The following is a 15,593-nucleotide window of genomic DNA, read 5'->3' as shown; positions in this document are numbered from 1 at the left end:
AGCGGGAAGGATTTACCCAGCCTATTATCCGAATCGATGAACATTCATAACCCATATGGACCTGGGCGCAGGTTCGGGTATGATCGGGCCAAAACAATGACAAGCGGAGCCCTGGAATGAACCTCAGCAAGGTCGATCTGAACCTGTTCATCGTCTTCGACGCGATCTACACCGAAGCCAACCTGACCCGCGCCGGACAAATAGTCGGAATCACCCAGCCCGCCGTCTCCAACGCCCTCGCCCGCCTGCGCGAAACCTTCAACGACCCGCTGTTCGTGCGCACCGCGCAAGGCATGGTGCCCACGCCCATGGCGCAGAATATCATCGGGCCGGTGCGCAACGCGCTGCAGCTTCTTCGCGTGTCAGTGCAGGAAAGCCGTACCTTCACCCCGACCCAGGCGAACAAGACCTATCGCATCAGCATGACCGACCTTACCGAGGCCATCGTCCTGCCGCCGCTGTTCCAGCGCCTGCGCCGCCAGGCACCGAACGTGCACATCGAGAGCTTCCTCTCCAAGCGCCGCGAAACCACCAAGGAGCTGGCCGCCGGACGCCTGGACTTCGCCGTGGACGCGCCGCTGAACACCGACCCGCAGGTGCGCCACGTCAAACTGATGGAAGACCGCTACGTCTGCGCCATGCGCCAGGGCCATGCGCTGGCCAAGGACAAGGTGACGCTGGAGGAATACCTGTCGGTGGCGCACATTCAGATTTCCAGCCGCCGCAGCGGCCTGGGCTACGTCGACTTGTCGCTGGGCAAGATGGGCCTGCAACGCAAGATCGCCCTGCGTTCGCAGCACTACCTGATGGCCTCCACCGTGGTGCAGCAGACCGACATGGTGGTCACCGTGCCCGAGCGCTTCGCCCGCCACCACGGCCTGCACTTCGTCGACCTGCCGGTGAATGACGTGCCCAAGCTGGAAACCCACCTGTACTGGCACGAAAGCACCGACCAGGACCCGGCCAACCGCTGGATGCGCGAGCAGATCATCGAGTTGTGCCAGCAAGTGACGGCACGCGAAGCGCGCGAGGCGGCGGAGCGCGCCTGATACCTGGGGCGATGCCCATTGATGGGTATCGCTTCACTCCACACCATCCTGCGTAGCACATTGCAGAAGCGAGGTTGCTCTCGGACATTGCTCGCCGGTAACTCGACCGTTGGGCGGTTCGCGAGCTCGCTCCTACAGAAAGCAAAGGCGTCAGGTCCGACAAGCCACCTGCAGACCCCGCCCTGCCGAAGTGCCTGTCCAACGAACAGGCCGGGGTCTGCCGGCGAACCCTTTACAGACTCCGCGCGATCACCAGCCGCTGCACGTCGCTGGTGCCTTCGTAGATCTGGCACACGCGCACGTCGCGGTAGATGCGCTCTACCGGGTAATCCTGCAGATAACCGTAACCGCCGAGGGTCTGGATCGCTGCGGAGCAAACGCGCTCGGCCATTTCCGAGGCGAACAGCTTGGCCATGGAGGCCTCGGTCAGGCACGGCAAGCCGGCTTCGCGCAGACTGGCGGCGTGGTGGACCATCTGCCGCGCCACGGCGATCTCGGTGGCCATGTCGCTCAAGCGGAAAGCCACCGCCTGGTGCTGAATGATCGGCTTGCCGAAGGTTTCGCGCTCGTGGGCGTAGTCGCGGGCGTACTCGAACGCGGCGCGGGCCATGCCGACGGCTTGCGAAGCGATGCCGATGCGACCGCCTTCCAGGTTCGCCAGGGCAATGGCGTAGCCCTGCCCCTCCTCGCCCAGCCGGTAGCTGGCGGGGATGCGCACATCGTCGAACGCGATCTGGCAGGTGTCCGAGGCATGCTGGCCGAGCTTGTCCTCGACACGCACCACGCGGTAGCCGGGCGTATCGGTCGGCACGATGAAGGCGCTGATGCCTTTCTTGCCCGCCGCCGCATCGGTCACTGCGAAGACGATCACCACGCCGGCATGGCTGCCGGAGGTGATGAACTGCTTGCTGCCGTTCAGCACGTAATGCTCGCCGTCGCGGCGCGCGCGGGTCTTCAGGAAGCTGGCGTCGGAGCCGGCCTGCGGTTCGGTCAGGGCAAAGGCGCCGATCATTTCGCCACGGGCCAGGGGCACGAGGAACTGGCGCTTCTGCTCGTCGTTGCCGAACTTGGCGATGGGCATGCAGCCCACCGAGTTGTGCACGCTCATGATGGTCGAGCAGGCGCCGTCGCCGGCGGCGATCTCTTCCAGCGCCATGGCGTAGGCCAGGTGGCCGGTCTGCGCACCGCCCCACTCCTCCGCCACCAGCATGCCGAGGAAGCCGAGGTCGGCCATTTCCTTGATCGCTTCCGCGGGGAAACGGTGCTCACGGTCCCAGTCGGCGGCGAAGGGTTTCAGCCGCTCCTGGGCGAATTGTCGGGCAACGTCGCGGATCTGGATGTCTTCTTCACTGGGAATCATGGTCGGCTCCTTACGCCAGGCGCTCGACCGCAATGGCCGTGGCTTCGCCGCCGCCAATGCACACCGAGGCCACACCGCGCTTGAGGTCGTACTGCTTGAGCGCCGACAGCAGGGTCACGATCACCCGCGCGCCAGAGGCACCAATGGGGTGGCCGAGGGCGCAGGCGCCGCCGTGGACGTTGAGCTTGTCGTGGGGAATATCCAGCTCGCGCATGGCGGCCATGGCGACCACGGCGAAGGCTTCGTTGACCTCGAACAGGTCGACATCGCCGATGGCCCAGCCGGTGCGTTGCAGCAGGCGGTTCACCGCGCCCACCGGAGCGGTCGGGAACAGGTTCGGCGCGTCGGCGAAGGACGCGTGGCCACGGATCGCGGCCAGCGGCGTCAGGCCGCGTTTCTCGGCTTCGGACAGACGCATCAGCACCAGCGCGGCGGCGCCGTCGGAGATGGAGCTGGCATTCGCCGCCGTCACGGTACCGCCGTCGCGGAACGCCGGTTTCAGGGTGGGAATCTTGTCCGGGCGCGCCTTGGGCGGCTGTTCGTCCTGGCTGATTTCGCGGGTTTCCTTGCCGGCCTTGACAGTCACCGCGACGATTTCCTCGGCGAAGCGGCCTTCACTCATGGCCTTCTGCGCGCGGGTCAGCGAGGCGATGGCGTAGTCGTCCTGCTGCTGGCGGGTGAAGCCGTATTTCTCGGCGCAGTCCTCGGCGAAGGTGCCCATCAGGCGGCCCTTGTCGTAGGCGTCTTCGAGGCCGTCGAGGAACATGTGGTCAAGCACCTTGCCGTGGCCCATGCGGTAGCCGCTGCGGGCACGCTCCAGCAGGTACGGCGCATTGGACATGCTCTCCATGCCGCCGGCCAAAGCCACGCGGGCGCTGCCGGCGAGGATGGCGTCGTGGGCCATCATCGCGGCCTTCATGCCCGAGCCGCACATCTTGTTCACCGTGGAGCACGGCGTGCCGCGCGCCAGGCCCGCACCCAGCACTGCCTGGCGTGCCGGCGCCTGGCCCTGCCCGGCGGAGAGCACGCAGCCGAGTACCGCTTCGTCCACCTCTTCGGCGCCCAGGCGGGCCCGTTCGACAGCGGCGCGGATCGCGGCCGCGCCGAGGGTGGCGGCGGTGACGTCCTTGAAGTCGCCGAGGAAGCCGCCCATGGGCGTACGGGCGGCGCTGACGATAACGATGGGATCGTTCATGAGCTGTCTCCTCTTGCTTACTTCGCGGCCATGCGGATGGCGCCGTCGAGGCGGATCACTTCGCCGTTGAGCATGCTGTTCTCGATGATGTGCCGGGCCAGCGCGGCGTACTCGTCGGGACGACCGAGGCGCGGCGGGAACGGCACGCTGGCGCCGAGGGAGTCCCGGACTTCCTGGGGCATGGCGGCCATCATCGGCGTCTCGAAGATGCCGGGAGCAATGGTCATCACGCGAATGCCCGAGCGCGCCAGTTCGCGGGCGATCGGCAGGGTCATGCCGACCACGGCGCTCTTGGAGGCGGAATACGCGGCCTGTCCGATCTGCCCGTCGAAGGCCGCCACCGAGGCGGTGTTGATGATGATGCCGCGCTCGCCGCCGGCATCGGGCTGGTTCTGCGCCATGGCTTCAGCGGCCAGGCGCAGCATGTTGAAGGTGCCGATCAGGTTGATGTTGATGGTGCGGGCGAAGCTTTCCAGCCCGTGCACGCCATTGCGCCCGATGACCTTTTCCGCCGGGGCCACGCCCGCGCAGTTGGCCAGCCCATGCAGCGCGCCGAAGGCGTCGAGGGCGAGTTGCACGGCGGCCTTGGCGTCCGCCTCGCTGCACACGTCGGTGCGGATGAAACGCGCATTGGCTTCGCCCAGTTCGGCGGCCTGGGCCGCGCCGGCTTCGGCGTTGATATCGGCCAGCACTACCTTGGCGCCTGCGGACACCAGCAGTTTCGCCGTGGCGGCGCCGAGGCCGGAGCCGCCGCCGGTGATCAGGAATACCTTGTTCTGGATCTGCATGAAGTCTCTCCGCTGTACTTAGTGAGCTGCCGCTTTCTCGGCTGCTTCGCGTTGCCTGGCGATCTCCTGGTTGCGCAGGAGGAAGCGCTGGATCTTGCCGCTGGGGGTCTTGGGCAGTTCGTCGACGAACTCCACTTCCCGCGGGTAGCTGTGCGCCGACAGTCGCTTGCGCACGTACTGTTGTAGTTCCTCGGCCAGCTCCGCGCCCGGCCGGTAGGACGAGCAGAGCACCACGAAGGCTTTCACCAGTTCGGTGCGCTCCGGGTCCGGCTTGCCGATGACCGCCGCCTCGATCACTGCCGGGTGTTCGATCAGCGCGCTTTCCACGTCGAACGGCCCGACGCGGTAGCCGGAGGTGGTGATCAGGTCATCGGCGCGGCCGACGAAGCTGATGCTGCCGTCGGCATTCAGCTCGACGGTATCGCCGCTCAGGTAGTAGTCGCCGACGAAGGACTTGGTCTGCATGCCCTGGTAGCCGGCGAACCACATCAGCGGCGAACGCTTGCGGTCCATGGCGAGGACACCGGGCTGGCCGGCAGGCAGCTCGTTGCCCTGCTCGTCCAGCACCACCACGCGGTGGCCGGGAATGGAGAAGCCGGCAGCGCCCAGGTGCACCGGGTGTTCCAGCTCGTGGTGGTTCGCCAGCACCATGCCCAGCTCGGTCTGGCCGTAATGGTCGTGGATGGTCACGCCCAGCTCGCTGGCGAACCAGCGGATCACTTCCGGGGTCAGCGGCTCGCCGGCGCTGCTTACCGCGCGCAGTCGCCCCTTGAGCGGTTTGGACACTGCCTCGCCGGCGGCGATCAGCAGGCGGTACGCGGTAGGCGAGCCGGCCAGGTTGGTGATGGCGTACTTGCGCACGATGCGACAGGTGCTCTCCACCGTGAACGCGCCTTCGTAGAAGGTGATCGGATGCCCCATGGCCAGCGGCCCGGTAACGCCGTAGTAGAGGCCGTAGGCCCAGCCTGGATCGGCCAGGTTCCAGAACGAATCCTCCTCGCGCAGGCCCACTGCGTCGCGCATGTAGCCAACGAAGGCGACGATGGCTTTGAGCGGCACGGCCAGCGGCTTGGCCAAGCCGGTGGTGCCGGAGGTGAACATCAGCAGGAAGGTGTCTTCGCCGCTGCGCAGGACAGGTTCGAAGTCCGCTGAGTGGCGTTCCAGTTCGGCCCAGAAGCTGTAGTCGCCATGGCGGATGCCCTGCCCCTTCGGTCCGCCAACGGTGACCTGCATAGGCGCGTCGGGGACTTCGTCCAGCTTGCTGCGGTTGGCCCCGTCAGTGACGACCACCTTGCTGCCGGCCAGCTTCACGCGATGCTCAATGGCTTTCGGCCCGAAGGCGGTGAACAGCGGCTGGTAGACCGCGCCCAGGCGCCAGGTGCCGAGCACGGTGATCAGCAGTTCCGGGGTGCGCGGCAGCATGCCGGACACCACATCGCCGGGGCGCACGCCAAGGCTGTGCAGGAAGCTGGCGAAGCGACCTGAGAGTTCTTTCAGTTGAGTGAAGGTGTAGGAGGCGCTGTCGCCGTCCTTGCCCTCCCAGAACAGCGCAATGCGGCCAGGGATGGCGTGGCGGTCGCAGCATTCGACACAGGCGTTGAGGGCGTCGAGGTTGCCGGCCAGGGTGGCATCGGCGGTGGCGCGGTAATCGAATTCGCCAGCAGCGGCGGAATGGGAACGCATCACTTGGGACTCCCGGGTTGTTCTTGTTGGAGTCCCCTGATGTTCCCGCCGTGCGCGAACGCGGGCAATGTCGAAAGCCGCCAATCTGGATGAGCGGATTGGACAGCCCGGCAAGTGCTTTTGTAGGGCGCATAACGCGCCAGCGTTATCCGCCGCTGGTTGAGCGGCGGATAACCTGTTCCAGGTTATTCGCCCTACGGTGTGACCGGCCTGCCTTCCTCAGATGGCAGGCCCGGAACTCAAACACGGAACTGATCCATCAACCCCTGCTGATGGTTCGCCAGCTTGTTCAACGACTGGCTCACCTGCGCCGATTCCTGCGCCTGGCTGGACAGCGATTCGGTCACGTCACGGATTCCCGCCACGTTGCGGTTGATCTCCTCGGCGACCGCGCTCTGTTCCTCGGCGGCGCTGGCGATCTGCAGGTTCATGTCGGTGATCACGCTGACGGCATCGCCGATGCGTTTGAGCGCGGCCACGGCCTGTTCGACCTGGGACACGCTGTCCTGCGCCTGGCGGTGGCTGTTGCTCATTGCGCCGACCACGTCGCGGGTGCCGTTCTGCAGGCCTTCGATGACCTGGCGGATTTCCTCCACCGAATCCTGGGTGCGCTTGGCGAGGTTGCGCACCTCGTCGGCGACCACCGCGAAGCCGCGTCCGGCTTCACCGGCACGGGCTGCTTCGATGGCCGCGTTGAGCGCCAGCAGGTTGGTCTGCTCGGCGATGCCGCGAATGACTTCCAGCACCGAGCCGATCTGCTCGCTGCTCGCCGCCAAACCTTCGACCTGGCTCATGGCGCTACTCATGTCGCTGGCCAGTTCGTCGATCAGGCGGGTGGTGTTATCGATCACGTTGAGACCATCGCGGGTCGCACCATCAGCGCCACGCGCAGCGTCGGCGGCCATGGCGGCGCTATTGGCGACGTCGTGGGCGGTCGCGCTCATCTCCTGCGAGGCGGTGGCGACCTGGTCGACTTCGCGGAACTGCTGCTGCATGCCGGCACTGGTCTGGCTGGCGATTTCCGAGGATTGATCAGCAGTGGCGCGGGCGTCGTGCACCGAGGATTTCACGTCGCGGATGATCGGCTGCAGCTTGTCGAGGAAGCGGTTGAACCAGCCGGCCAGCTCGCCCAGTTCGTCCTTGCCGGCGTAGTCCAGGCGCTTGGTCAGGTCGCCTTCGCCACTGGCGATGTTGCGCAGCATGGCGGCCACACCGAGGATCGGCCGGGTCACGCCGCGTGCGGTGAGCCAGACCAGCAGCAGGCCGACGATGGCGGCGATCAGGCCGAAGATCGTCTGCCACAGCGCGCCGCTGGAGTTGCGCTCATCCAGCTGCTTCTGCAGTTCCAATGCGGGCGCCAGCAGCACCTCCTGCGGTACGTCGAGTACCACGGCCCATGGCTTGGTGGCGTCCGGGATCGGCAGCAGCGGCTCGACCACGCGCAGCTGGCCATCCTTCTCCAGCACCTGCGGGCGACCGCTGGCCTGCAGCGACAGCAGTTCGGCGGCCTGGCCGGGAATAGCCTTCTCCAGCGGCTGGCCGAGCAGCGCTTCGTCGCTGCTGTAGCCGGCGAGCAGGCCCGCCGGGCTGACGATGCTGACGCTGCCGGCACCGTCGTAGAGCTCGCGGTCGCCATCAACGGCCAGTTGCTGCAAGCGGCTGAGGCTGATGTCGATGCCGATCACGGCGATGACCTTGCCCTGGTCCATCAGCGGGAAGGTCACAGTGGTCATCAGCACCTTGGTGCCCGAAGCGCTGTCGAAATACGGGTTGAGCACGCAGGCCTTGCGGGTCTGCAGCGGGCACAGCTGCCAGGTGTTGAACGGGCTGCCGTCGAGCATGGCCGAGGTGTCGCCGATCATGTCCTCGGTCACTGCCAGGCCGGTCATTTCACCGGAAGCTTTCTGCGCCCAGTAGGCACCGAAGCGGCCCTTTTCGTTGCTGCCGGCATCGGGCTGGTCATGGAAGGCGGCGTCCTGGCCATCCAGCGCATCGGGCTCGAAGACCACGTAGAGGCTGAGCAGGTTGGGGTTGCTCTTCAGGCCGTCACGCACCAGCTGATTCAGGTCCTTGCGCACGCTGGCGGCATCCGCGCCATGCCTGGTCGACTGCTCGCGCAGCTGGCTGACCTGGCGGGAAAACTGGTTGCCGAAGTGGTACACGTCGGTGAAGAAGCGCTGGATGATCTCCGCCTGCTGCTCGCTGCGTGCCTGCATCCGCGACTTCGCGGCGTCCTTGAGCATGTCCGCGTTGGCCGCCTTGATCAGCTCGGCGTCATGGTTCATCCGGAACAGCGAGAGGCCGACCAACAGGCAGACGATGCAGAGCAGGCAGAGGCCGGTCAGCAGCGTGATCTTCCACTGGATCGAGAGGCGGGACAGGGGCATGGAGTGGCGTCCTTGGGAGAGAGCGGTTCTGTGTTGTTCTATCGGCCTTTAAGGCGGCTACTTGAGCCAGGCCCTTAAATTTCAGGGCTCCTGGCGAATCAGCGCGCGGTATTGCCCCGGCGTCGACCCGGTCCATTTGCGGAAGGCCTTGTAGAAGGCGCTGGTGTCGGCGAAACCCAGTTCCTCGGCGAGGTCGGCGAAGTTGCCATCGCCGCTGTCCAGCCGGGCAATGGCGAGGTCGCGGCGCAGTTGATCCTTGAGCGCCTGGTAGGACTGCCCTTCGGCCGCCAGCTTGCGGCGCAAAGTCGAGGGCGCCATGTAGAAGTGGCTGGCGAGTGCGTCGAGGTCCGGCCAGCGCTCGAACTTCAGGCTGCGCAGGTAGGCCTTGGTACGCGCGGCGAGGCTCTGCGGATCGCGGTAGCGCACCAGGATGTTGGCCGGCGCGCCACCCAGGAAACGCCGCAGCTCGCGCTCGTCGCGGCGCACCGGCAGCTCCAGCGCTTCGGCATTGAACAGCAGGCGCGACTGGCGGCGGGCGAAACGCAGGTTGTCGCTGAACATCACCCGGTAGTCCTCGATGAAATCCGGCTGCGGGCAGCGCAGTTCGATGGCGAGGATCGGGATGCGCCGCCCCACCAGCCAGCAGGCCAGGCCGTGCAGCATCAGCCACAGGGTGAAGTAGCAGAAGGCACGTGGTGCGGGGCCTTCAGGCTCGTCGAGGGTGATCGAGGCGACGCCGTCCTGGCGCACCAGGCGCGGCGCGAAGTCGTCGAACACCAGCCCCATGAAGCGCAGCGCGGCATTCATCGCCGCCTCCAGGGTCGGCTCGCGGATCGCCGCGGCAGCCATGAAGTTGAAGCTGCCGGACTTCATGCGCCGGGCATTCATGCCGAAGAACTCGTCGTCCATCTCCTTCGCCAGGCGCAGCCAGAGCCGCGCGTAAGCCTGGCTGGAAACCCGCGCGTAAGGCTTGCCGAACAGCTCCGGAGCGATGCCGGCGGCGGCCAATAGCGGCCCGTCGTCGCGGCCGGCGCGACGAAACTCGGCCAGCGCTTCGCTGACCAGGCGGATGGAGATGGTGCCCTTCTCTACGCCCATGGCGCGCCGATGTCAGGGACGCACGCCTGGGCGCAGGGTGTCGAACGCTCAGCCACGCTTGGCGCGCACCTCGTCGATGCTGATTTCGCGCATGCGGAACTTCTGGATCTTGCCGGTCACCGTCATCGGGAACTCGTCGCAGAAGCGGAAGTGACGCGGCACCTTGAAGTGGGCGATGGCGTTCTTGCAGAAGGCGCGCAGCTCGTCCTCGGCGACGCTATGGCCGGGGTGGAACTTGACCCAGGCCACCAGCTCCTCGCCGTACTTCTCGTCGGGGATGCCGATCACCTGCGCGTCGGCCACGGCGTGGTGGGTATAGAGGAACTCTTCGATCTCGCGCGGATAGATGTTCTCGCCGCCGCGAATGATCATGTCCTTGCTGCGCCCGACAATGCGCACGTTGCCCGCCTCGTCCATCTCGGCGAGGTCACCGGTGAGCATCCAGCGCGCCGGGCTGATGGCCTCGGAAGTCGCCTGCGGGTTGTTCCAGTAGCCGAGCATCACGCTGTAGCCACGGGTGCAGAGTTCGCCGATGGTGCCGCGCGGGACGATGCGGCCGTCGGCGTCGATGATCTTGCTTTCCAGGTGCGGCTGGGTGCGACCGACGGTGGTGACGCGGGTTTCCAGGTCGTCTTCCGGGCCGGTCTGCAGGGACACCGGGCTGGTCTCGGTCATGCCGTAGGCGATCTGTACCTCGGCCATGTGCATTTCGTCGATCACGCGACGCATGACTTCAATCGGGCAGGTAGCACCGGCCATGATGCCGGTGCGCAGGCTGGAGAGGTCGAAGTCGTGGCGGGTCGGGTGATCCAGTTCGGCGATGAACATGGTCGGCACGCCGTACAGCGCGGTGGCCTTCTCTTCTGCCACCGCCGCCAGGGTTGCCTCGGGCTCGAAGCTGGGCGCGGGGTAGATCATGGTGGAGCCGTGGGTCAGGCAGCCGAGATTGCCCATCACCATGCCGAAGCAGTGGTACAGCGGCACCGGGATCACCAGGCGGTCGTGCTCGGTGAGGCCGAGGCTGTCGCCGACCATCAGGCCGTTGTTGAGGATGTTGTAGTGGCTGAGCGTGGCGCCCTTGGGGAAACCGGTGGTGCCAGAGGTGTATTGGATGTTGATCGGCTCGTCGAACTGCAGCAGCGCCTGGCGCTCGGCCAGCTCGGCGGCGGACGTGCCACGGCCCAGCGGCTCCAGCTGGCTCCAGCGCAGGAAGCCGGACGGCGCCGTATCGGACAGGCTGATCACCCCGCGCAGCTCCGGCAGGCGGTCGCTGGACAGCTCGCCCGGTCGCCCCTGCCCCAACTCGGGCAGCAGGTCGGCGAGCATGCCGTGGTAATCGGAGGTCTTGAACGCATCGGCGCACACCAGCCAGCGGCAGCCGGACTGCTTGAGCGCGTATTCGAGTTCGCTCACCCGGTAGGCCGGGTTGATGTTGACCAGCACCGCGCCGACCTTGGCGCTGGCGAACTGGGTGACACACCATTGTGCGCAGTTGGGCGCCCAGATGCCCAGTCGGTCGCCGGGACGCAGGCCGAGGGCGAGGAAAGCGCGGGCGATGCCATTGACCACCTCGGCCAGCTCGGCCCAGGTGTAGCGCAGGTTCTGGTGACGCACGACCAGAGCCTCGCGTGCCGCGAAACGCTCTACCGTGGCGTCGAAGGCCGCGCCAACGGTCATGGCCAGCAGGGGTTTGTCCTGGGGGCCGCGGGTGTAACTCAGGTGGTTCATGGCTTTCCCTTGTTGTGCTTGTTCTGGGATCAACGCTGAACGATCGGCTCTGGCAGCGGTGCCAATGCACCGAGAGCCAACCTACCCCGCCGGACTGACTGACCGGTCGCGGGCGACGTGGAATGTTTACGTTAACGTAAAGGTAAACGCAACCCCGACCATCGGCAGAACGATGTTGGCGGGCGCCTCCGCATCATTCAGGATAGCTACTCACAAAGCGTGCCATTCGGCCTGAAAGCCATAGGTGGCGAGGCTTTGAGAAGAGTTTCGGACGTTGGCCTGCCAACCGCTGCGGTTGCATTTCGCAACAGCTCGGCCTGTTAGCTAAGCTACGGCCGCCAGTACCAGTCGTGGCCTTGCCTGGACGATGTCGGCACGTCTCAGGCTGTCGCAAACTGAGACGCCCTGCGCCAGGTGCGCTAGCGCAGGCCTTGCAGTAGAATTCGACGAAAATGCCTACATGGATGTAGACAAATTCCCACTCAACGCTTGCGAATCACATCCATGACTACTCGTCGTTCGATACTGAGCCTGCTGTTTGCCTGCGCCGCTGTTGTCTGTACATCGAACTCCTCTGCTGCCACCCCTAAGGCCGCCTCCCCCAAAGAACTCGTCCTCGCCTCCGGCAGCGCACTGGTGGTCGACCTGGAGAACGGCAAGACCCTCTACTCCAGCAATCCGAACCTGGTGGTGCCCATCGCCTCGGTGACCAAGCTGATGACCGCGATGGTCACCCTGGACGCCAAGCTGCCGATGAACGAGCTGATCCCCGTGGACATCTCCGAGACTGCCGAGATGAAGGGCGTGTTCTCCCGCGTCCACCTGGGCAGCATGATCAGCCGCCAGAACATGCTGCTGCTGGCGCTGATGTCCTCGGAAAACCGCGCCGCCGCCAGCCTCGCCCACAACTACCCGGGCGGCTCCAGGGCCTTCGTCGCGGCCATGAACGCCAAGGCGAAATCCCTCGGCATGACCAGCACTCATTATGTCGAGCCCACCGGCCTGTCGATCCACAACGTTTCCGACGCCAATGACCTGATCCGCCTGGCCAAGGCTGCCTACACCTACCCGCAGATCCGCCAGTTGAGCACCACGGCGACCAGCGATGCGCGCTTCAGCAAGCCCAGCTATTCGCTGAGCTTCTTCAACACCAACCCGCTGGTGCGCAACGGCAAGTGGGACATCCGCCTGACCAAGACCGGCTTCACCAACGACGCCGGCCACTGCCTGGTGATGGTTACCATGATGAACGGCCGCCCGGTCGCCCTGGCCCTGCTCGATGCCTTCGGCAAACGCACCCATGTGGCCGACGCCGGTCGCATCCGCCGCTGGGTCGAAACCGGTGTCGCTTCGCCGGTGCCCGCCGTCGCCCTGCAATACAAGGCTCAGCGCAGCCAGGCACGCGCGGCCAGCATGACCGCCACCGCCGAGTAATGCCCTCCGCGCTGGCGGAGTCCGCTCCGCCAGCGCCCTCTCCTTCCCCCTTTTCCTGTCGTTTCAGCCCTGCTGGATGGCGCTTCCGTCACTTATATGCCGATCAACATTCAATGCTAGTATGATGACCGTAATATTTAATCGAAGTGCTGGAGCCCGCGATGACCGAACTGACACTGACCCGTGAACAGAAGATTGCCGCCTGGGAAGCGGCGGCCGCGCAAATGCGCCAGCGCCTGGCCGAGCCCGGCGTGATTGCCCTGCAGGAACTGCGCGGCAAGACGCCCCAGGAATTCTTCGACGGCATCGGCGCAGGCGAATTGCCCGCCCCGCCGATCAACGCGCTGATCGGCTTCGTCCCGCTGGAATGGAGCCAGGGCCGCTTCATCTTCCAGGGCACCCCGGACATGCGCCACTACAACCCGCTGGGCACCGTGCACGGCGGCTACGCGGCCACGCTGCTGGACTCGGCCATGGGCTGCGCGGTGCACACCATGCTCGAACCGGGCCTGGGCTACACCACCACCGACCTGCGCATCAGCTACATCCGCGCACTGACCCGCGACACCGGACCGATCCGCGCCGAGGGCACGATCGTGCATGTCGGCCGCTCCACCGCCCTGGCCGAAGGCCGTCTCTACGACGTGGACGGCAAGCTCTACGCCACCGGTTCCACCACCTGCCTGATCCTCGGGCGCTGACAGCTGTTCAGGAGACCGACCATGACTTCCGTAGTGATCGCGGGTTATGCCCGCTCCCCGTTCCACTTTGCTAAAAAGGGCGCGCTGATCGACGTACGCCCGGACGACCTGGCCGCGCAGACCGTCAAGGCACTGGTACAGCGCAGCGGCCTGGATGCCAGCCTGATCGAGGACCTGATCATGGGCTGCTCCTACCCCGAGGCCGAACAGGGCATGAACATCGCGCGCATCACCAGCTTCCTCGCCGGACTGCCGGAAACGGTGGCGGGCGCCACGGTGAACCGTTTCTGTGGCTCCTCGATGACCTCCATTCATTTTGCCGCCGGGCAGATCCAACTCGGCGCCGGCGATGCGTTCATCTGCGCCGGCGTGGAATCCATGACCCGCGTACCCATGGGTGGCTTCAACCTGTCGCCCAACCCACGACTGCTGGCCGAATTCCCGCAGGCCTACATGCCCATGGGGCAGACGGCGGAAATCGTCGCCGAGCGCTTCGGCATTTCCCGCGTCGACCAGGAAGCCATGGCGGTGGACTCCCACGCCAAGGCGGCCCGTGCCCGTGAACAAGGGCTGCTGGCGGCGGAAATCGTGTCCATCGACACGCCAAACGGCGTGGTCAACGAGGACGGCTGCATCCGCCCCGGCACCAACCTGGAGGCGCTGGCGCAGCTCAAACCGGCGTTCGGCGGCAGCGTCACTGCGGGTACCGCCTCTCCTCTCACCGATGGCGCAGCGGCCGTGCTGGTGTGCAGCGAAGACTTCGCCCGTGCCCATGGGCTGGACATCCTGGCGCGGGTGAAAGCCGTCGCCGTGGTTGGCTGCCCGCCGGAAATCATGGGCATGGGCCCGCTCTATGCCACCCGCAAGCTGCTCGACCGCGCGGGTCTGCGCATGGCCGACATCGACCTGGTGGAGATCAACGAAGCCTTCTCCAGCCAGGCCCTGGCCTGCCTGCGTGGGCTTGAGCTGGATATCGACCGCGTCAACCTGCACGGCGGCGCCCTGGCCATCGGTCACCCGCTGGGAGCAACCGGCGCGCGCATCACCGGCAAGGCGGCGGCGCTGCTGAAGGAAACCGGCGGGCGTTATGCCATTGCCACCCAGTGCATTGGTGGCGGGCAAGGTGTGGCGACGTTGCTGGAAGCTGTTCGCTGACGGTTACCGAGCGCTTTTGACGTTTGTGGGAGCGAGGGGGACGCCTAGTCCTCGCTCCTGCAACTCCATCCACGCCTCTGCCCTGAATCACCTCCCCTCGCCCACCCTGCGTTAGAATGTCACCCAGCATTCCATGCACCGCAGGAGACACCCGGTCATGCGTTACTCCGAAGACCACAAGGCCCAGACCCGCGAACGCATCATCAACGAGGCGGCGCAGCGCTTCCGCAGCGAAGGCGTCGACGCCACCGGCCTGCAGACGCTGATGAAGGCGCTGGGCCTGACCCACGGCGGCTTTTACGCGCACTTCAAGTCCAAGGACGAGCTGGTGGAAATCGCCCTGCAGCAGGCCGCCGAGCAACTGCGCCCGGTGGTCGACCAGCAGTTCGCCAAGGACGACCCGCTGCCCGGCTTCATCGACCAGTACCTCTCCACCGGCCATCGCAACACGCCGGGCAAGGGCTGCCCGTTGCCGACCATCTCTGCCGAACTGGGCGCCCGAGGGCATGCCAGTGCCACCACGGACGCCATCGTCCAGGCGCGCATCAAAGCCATCGAGCAGGCGCTGCCAACCGAGCATGCCGAGGACGAAAGCGTCGCCCTGCTCGCCACGCTGATTGGCGCGCTGGTGCTGTCGCGCAGCGTGGCGGATACCGAGCTGGCCGAGCGCATCCTGGACAGCACCCGCCGGCACCTCAAGCGGGAGATTGGCGCGGCGGAGTAACTGCTGCGGACACCTGCGAGAGCAACAAGCTATTTCGGAAAATTTGTGCCTGCGCTTTCCCCTCACCCCAACCCTCTCCCCAAGGGAGAGGGAGCTGTCTGTGCCGGCTGACGCCATGATTTCATCCTTCACCGAACGGTCCCCTCTCCCCTTGGGAGAGGGTTAGGGTGAGGGCCAGTCCGAGCGTAGATGCTCAGCCCATGCGCGCCATTACACGCATGGCGCACTCCTACAAAAGCCGCGCATAAAAAAGCCCCGGCGCAAGGCCGGGGCAAGCTTTTCGCCACTCAA

At 65.9% G+C, this 15,593-nt stretch carries 12 protein-coding genes and 1 pseudogene; 5 read left to right on the top strand and 8 right to left on the bottom strand.

Annotation, left to right across the window (positions count from 1 at the left end; genetic code table 11):
• Positions 1–116: 116 nt before the first annotated feature.
• Positions 117–1,049: a LysR family transcriptional regulator gene (locus tag RS899_RS08165; protein WP_024765514.1), complete on the top strand. Its 933-nt coding sequence runs from the start codon at positions 117–119 to the stop codon at positions 1,047–1,049.
• 232 nt (positions 1,050–1,281) lie between these two features.
• On the opposite strand, the gene RS899_RS08160 is transcribed toward RS899_RS08165, so the two are convergent.
• The 8 genes and pseudogenes from RS899_RS08160 to RS899_RS08130 form a co-directional block, all read right to left on the bottom strand.
• Positions 1,282–2,409, bottom strand: a complete 1,128-nt coding sequence (locus tag RS899_RS08160) for an acyl-CoA dehydrogenase family protein (protein WP_045208133.1) — start codon at positions 2,407–2,409, stop codon at positions 1,282–1,284.
• Positions 2,410–2,419: 10 nt separating this feature from the next.
• Positions 2,420–3,604, bottom strand: coding sequence for an acetyl-CoA C-acyltransferase (locus RS899_RS08155; RefSeq protein ID WP_315809584.1), 1,185 nt, complete (start codon positions 3,602–3,604; stop codon positions 2,420–2,422).
• Between the two features lie 17 nt (positions 3,605–3,621).
• The gene (locus RS899_RS08150; protein ID WP_233298889.1) at positions 3,622–4,392 is read right to left on the bottom strand and encodes a 3-hydroxyacyl-CoA dehydrogenase; all 771 of its coding nucleotides are present in this window, start codon (positions 4,390–4,392) and stop codon (positions 3,622–3,624) included.
• A gap of 18 nt (positions 4,393–4,410) precedes the next feature.
• On the bottom strand, positions 4,411–6,075 hold the full coding sequence (locus RS899_RS08145) for an acyl-CoA synthetase (protein ID WP_315809583.1): 1,665 nt from the start codon (positions 6,073–6,075) through the stop codon (positions 4,411–4,413).
• A gap of 239 nt (positions 6,076–6,314) precedes the next feature.
• The gene (locus RS899_RS30790) at positions 6,315–7,070 is read right to left on the bottom strand and encodes a methyl-accepting chemotaxis protein (protein WP_371914062.1); all 756 of its coding nucleotides are present in this window, start codon (positions 7,068–7,070) and stop codon (positions 6,315–6,317) included.
• Between the two features lie 102 nt (positions 7,071–7,172).
• Positions 7,173–8,291: pseudogene (locus RS899_RS30785) on the bottom strand (HAMP domain-containing protein); the annotation flags it as partial.
• Between the two features lie 252 nt (positions 8,292–8,543).
• Positions 8,544–9,560 (bottom strand): AraC family transcriptional regulator, encoded by a 1,017-nt coding sequence (locus RS899_RS08135; protein ID WP_315809581.1) that lies wholly within the window; start codon positions 9,558–9,560, stop codon positions 8,544–8,546.
• A gap of 48 nt (positions 9,561–9,608) precedes the next feature.
• Complete coding sequence (locus RS899_RS08130) at positions 9,609–11,288, bottom strand: AMP-binding protein (RefSeq protein WP_054907898.1); 1,680 nt, start codon at positions 11,286–11,288, stop codon at positions 9,609–9,611.
• A gap of 504 nt (positions 11,289–11,792) precedes the next feature.
• Here RS899_RS08130 and pbpG point away from each other — a divergent pair.
• From pbpG to RS899_RS08110, 4 genes are all read left to right on the top strand, one after another.
• A complete protein-coding gene (pbpG, locus tag RS899_RS08125; protein ID WP_315809580.1) occupies positions 11,793–12,722 on the top strand; it encodes a D-alanyl-D-alanine endopeptidase in 930 nt (309 codons plus the stop codon).
• 224 nt (positions 12,723–12,946) lie between these two features.
• Positions 12,947–13,423 carry a PaaI family thioesterase gene (locus RS899_RS08120; RefSeq protein ID WP_082450599.1) on the top strand — a complete coding sequence of 159 codons (477 nt, stop codon included), beginning with the start codon at positions 12,947–12,949 and terminating at the stop codon, positions 13,421–13,423.
• Between the two features lie 21 nt (positions 13,424–13,444).
• Positions 13,445–14,578, top strand: a complete 1,134-nt coding sequence (locus RS899_RS08115; RefSeq protein WP_315809579.1) for a thiolase family protein — start codon at positions 13,445–13,447, stop codon at positions 14,576–14,578.
• A gap of 157 nt (positions 14,579–14,735) precedes the next feature.
• Positions 14,736–15,302, top strand: a complete 567-nt coding sequence (locus RS899_RS08110; RefSeq protein ID WP_054907895.1) for a TetR/AcrR family transcriptional regulator — start codon at positions 14,736–14,738, stop codon at positions 15,300–15,302.
• The last annotated feature ends 291 nt before the right edge of the window (positions 15,303–15,593 follow it).

The organism is Pseudomonas sp. C9-3, from assembly GCF_032392015.1.
In the GTDB taxonomy this organism is placed as follows: Bacteria; Pseudomonadota; Gammaproteobacteria; order Pseudomonadales; family Pseudomonadaceae; genus Pseudomonas; species Pseudomonas nitroreducens.
This window is presented reverse-complemented; position numbering and strand designations above follow the sequence as displayed.

Coding starts and splice junctions, on each gene's coding strand:
- RS899_RS08165 (WP_024765514.1), top strand. CDS start 117: ATGAACCTCAGCAAGGTCGATCTGAACCTGTTCATCGTCTTCGACGCG.
- RS899_RS08160 (WP_045208133.1), bottom strand. CDS start 2,409: ATGATTCCCAGTGAAGAAGACATCCAGATCCGCGACGTTGCCCGACAA.
- RS899_RS08155 (WP_315809584.1), bottom strand. CDS start 3,604: ATGAACGATCCCATCGTTATCGTCAGCGCCGCCCGTACGCCCATGGGC.
- RS899_RS08150 (WP_233298889.1), bottom strand. CDS start 4,392: ATGCAGATCCAGAACAAGGTATTCCTGATCACCGGCGGCGGCTCCGGC.
- RS899_RS08145 (WP_315809583.1), bottom strand. CDS start 6,075: ATGCGTTCCCATTCCGCCGCTGCTGGCGAATTCGATTACCGCGCCACC.
- RS899_RS30790 (WP_371914062.1), bottom strand. CDS start 7,070: ATGCAGCAGCAGTTCCGCGAAGTCGACCAGGTCGCCACCGCCTCGCAG.
- RS899_RS08135 (WP_315809581.1), bottom strand. CDS start 9,560: ATGGGCGTAGAGAAGGGCACCATCTCCATCCGCCTGGTCAGCGAAGCG.
- RS899_RS08130 (WP_054907898.1), bottom strand. CDS start 11,288: ATGAACCACCTGAGTTACACCCGCGGCCCCCAGGACAAACCCCTGCTG.
- pbpG (WP_315809580.1), top strand. CDS start 11,793: ATGACTACTCGTCGTTCGATACTGAGCCTGCTGTTTGCCTGCGCCGCT.
- RS899_RS08120 (WP_082450599.1), top strand. CDS start 12,947: ATGCGCCAGCGCCTGGCCGAGCCCGGCGTGATTGCCCTGCAGGAACTG.
- RS899_RS08115 (WP_315809579.1), top strand. CDS start 13,445: ATGACTTCCGTAGTGATCGCGGGTTATGCCCGCTCCCCGTTCCACTTT.
- RS899_RS08110 (WP_054907895.1), top strand. CDS start 14,736: ATGCGTTACTCCGAAGACCACAAGGCCCAGACCCGCGAACGCATCATC.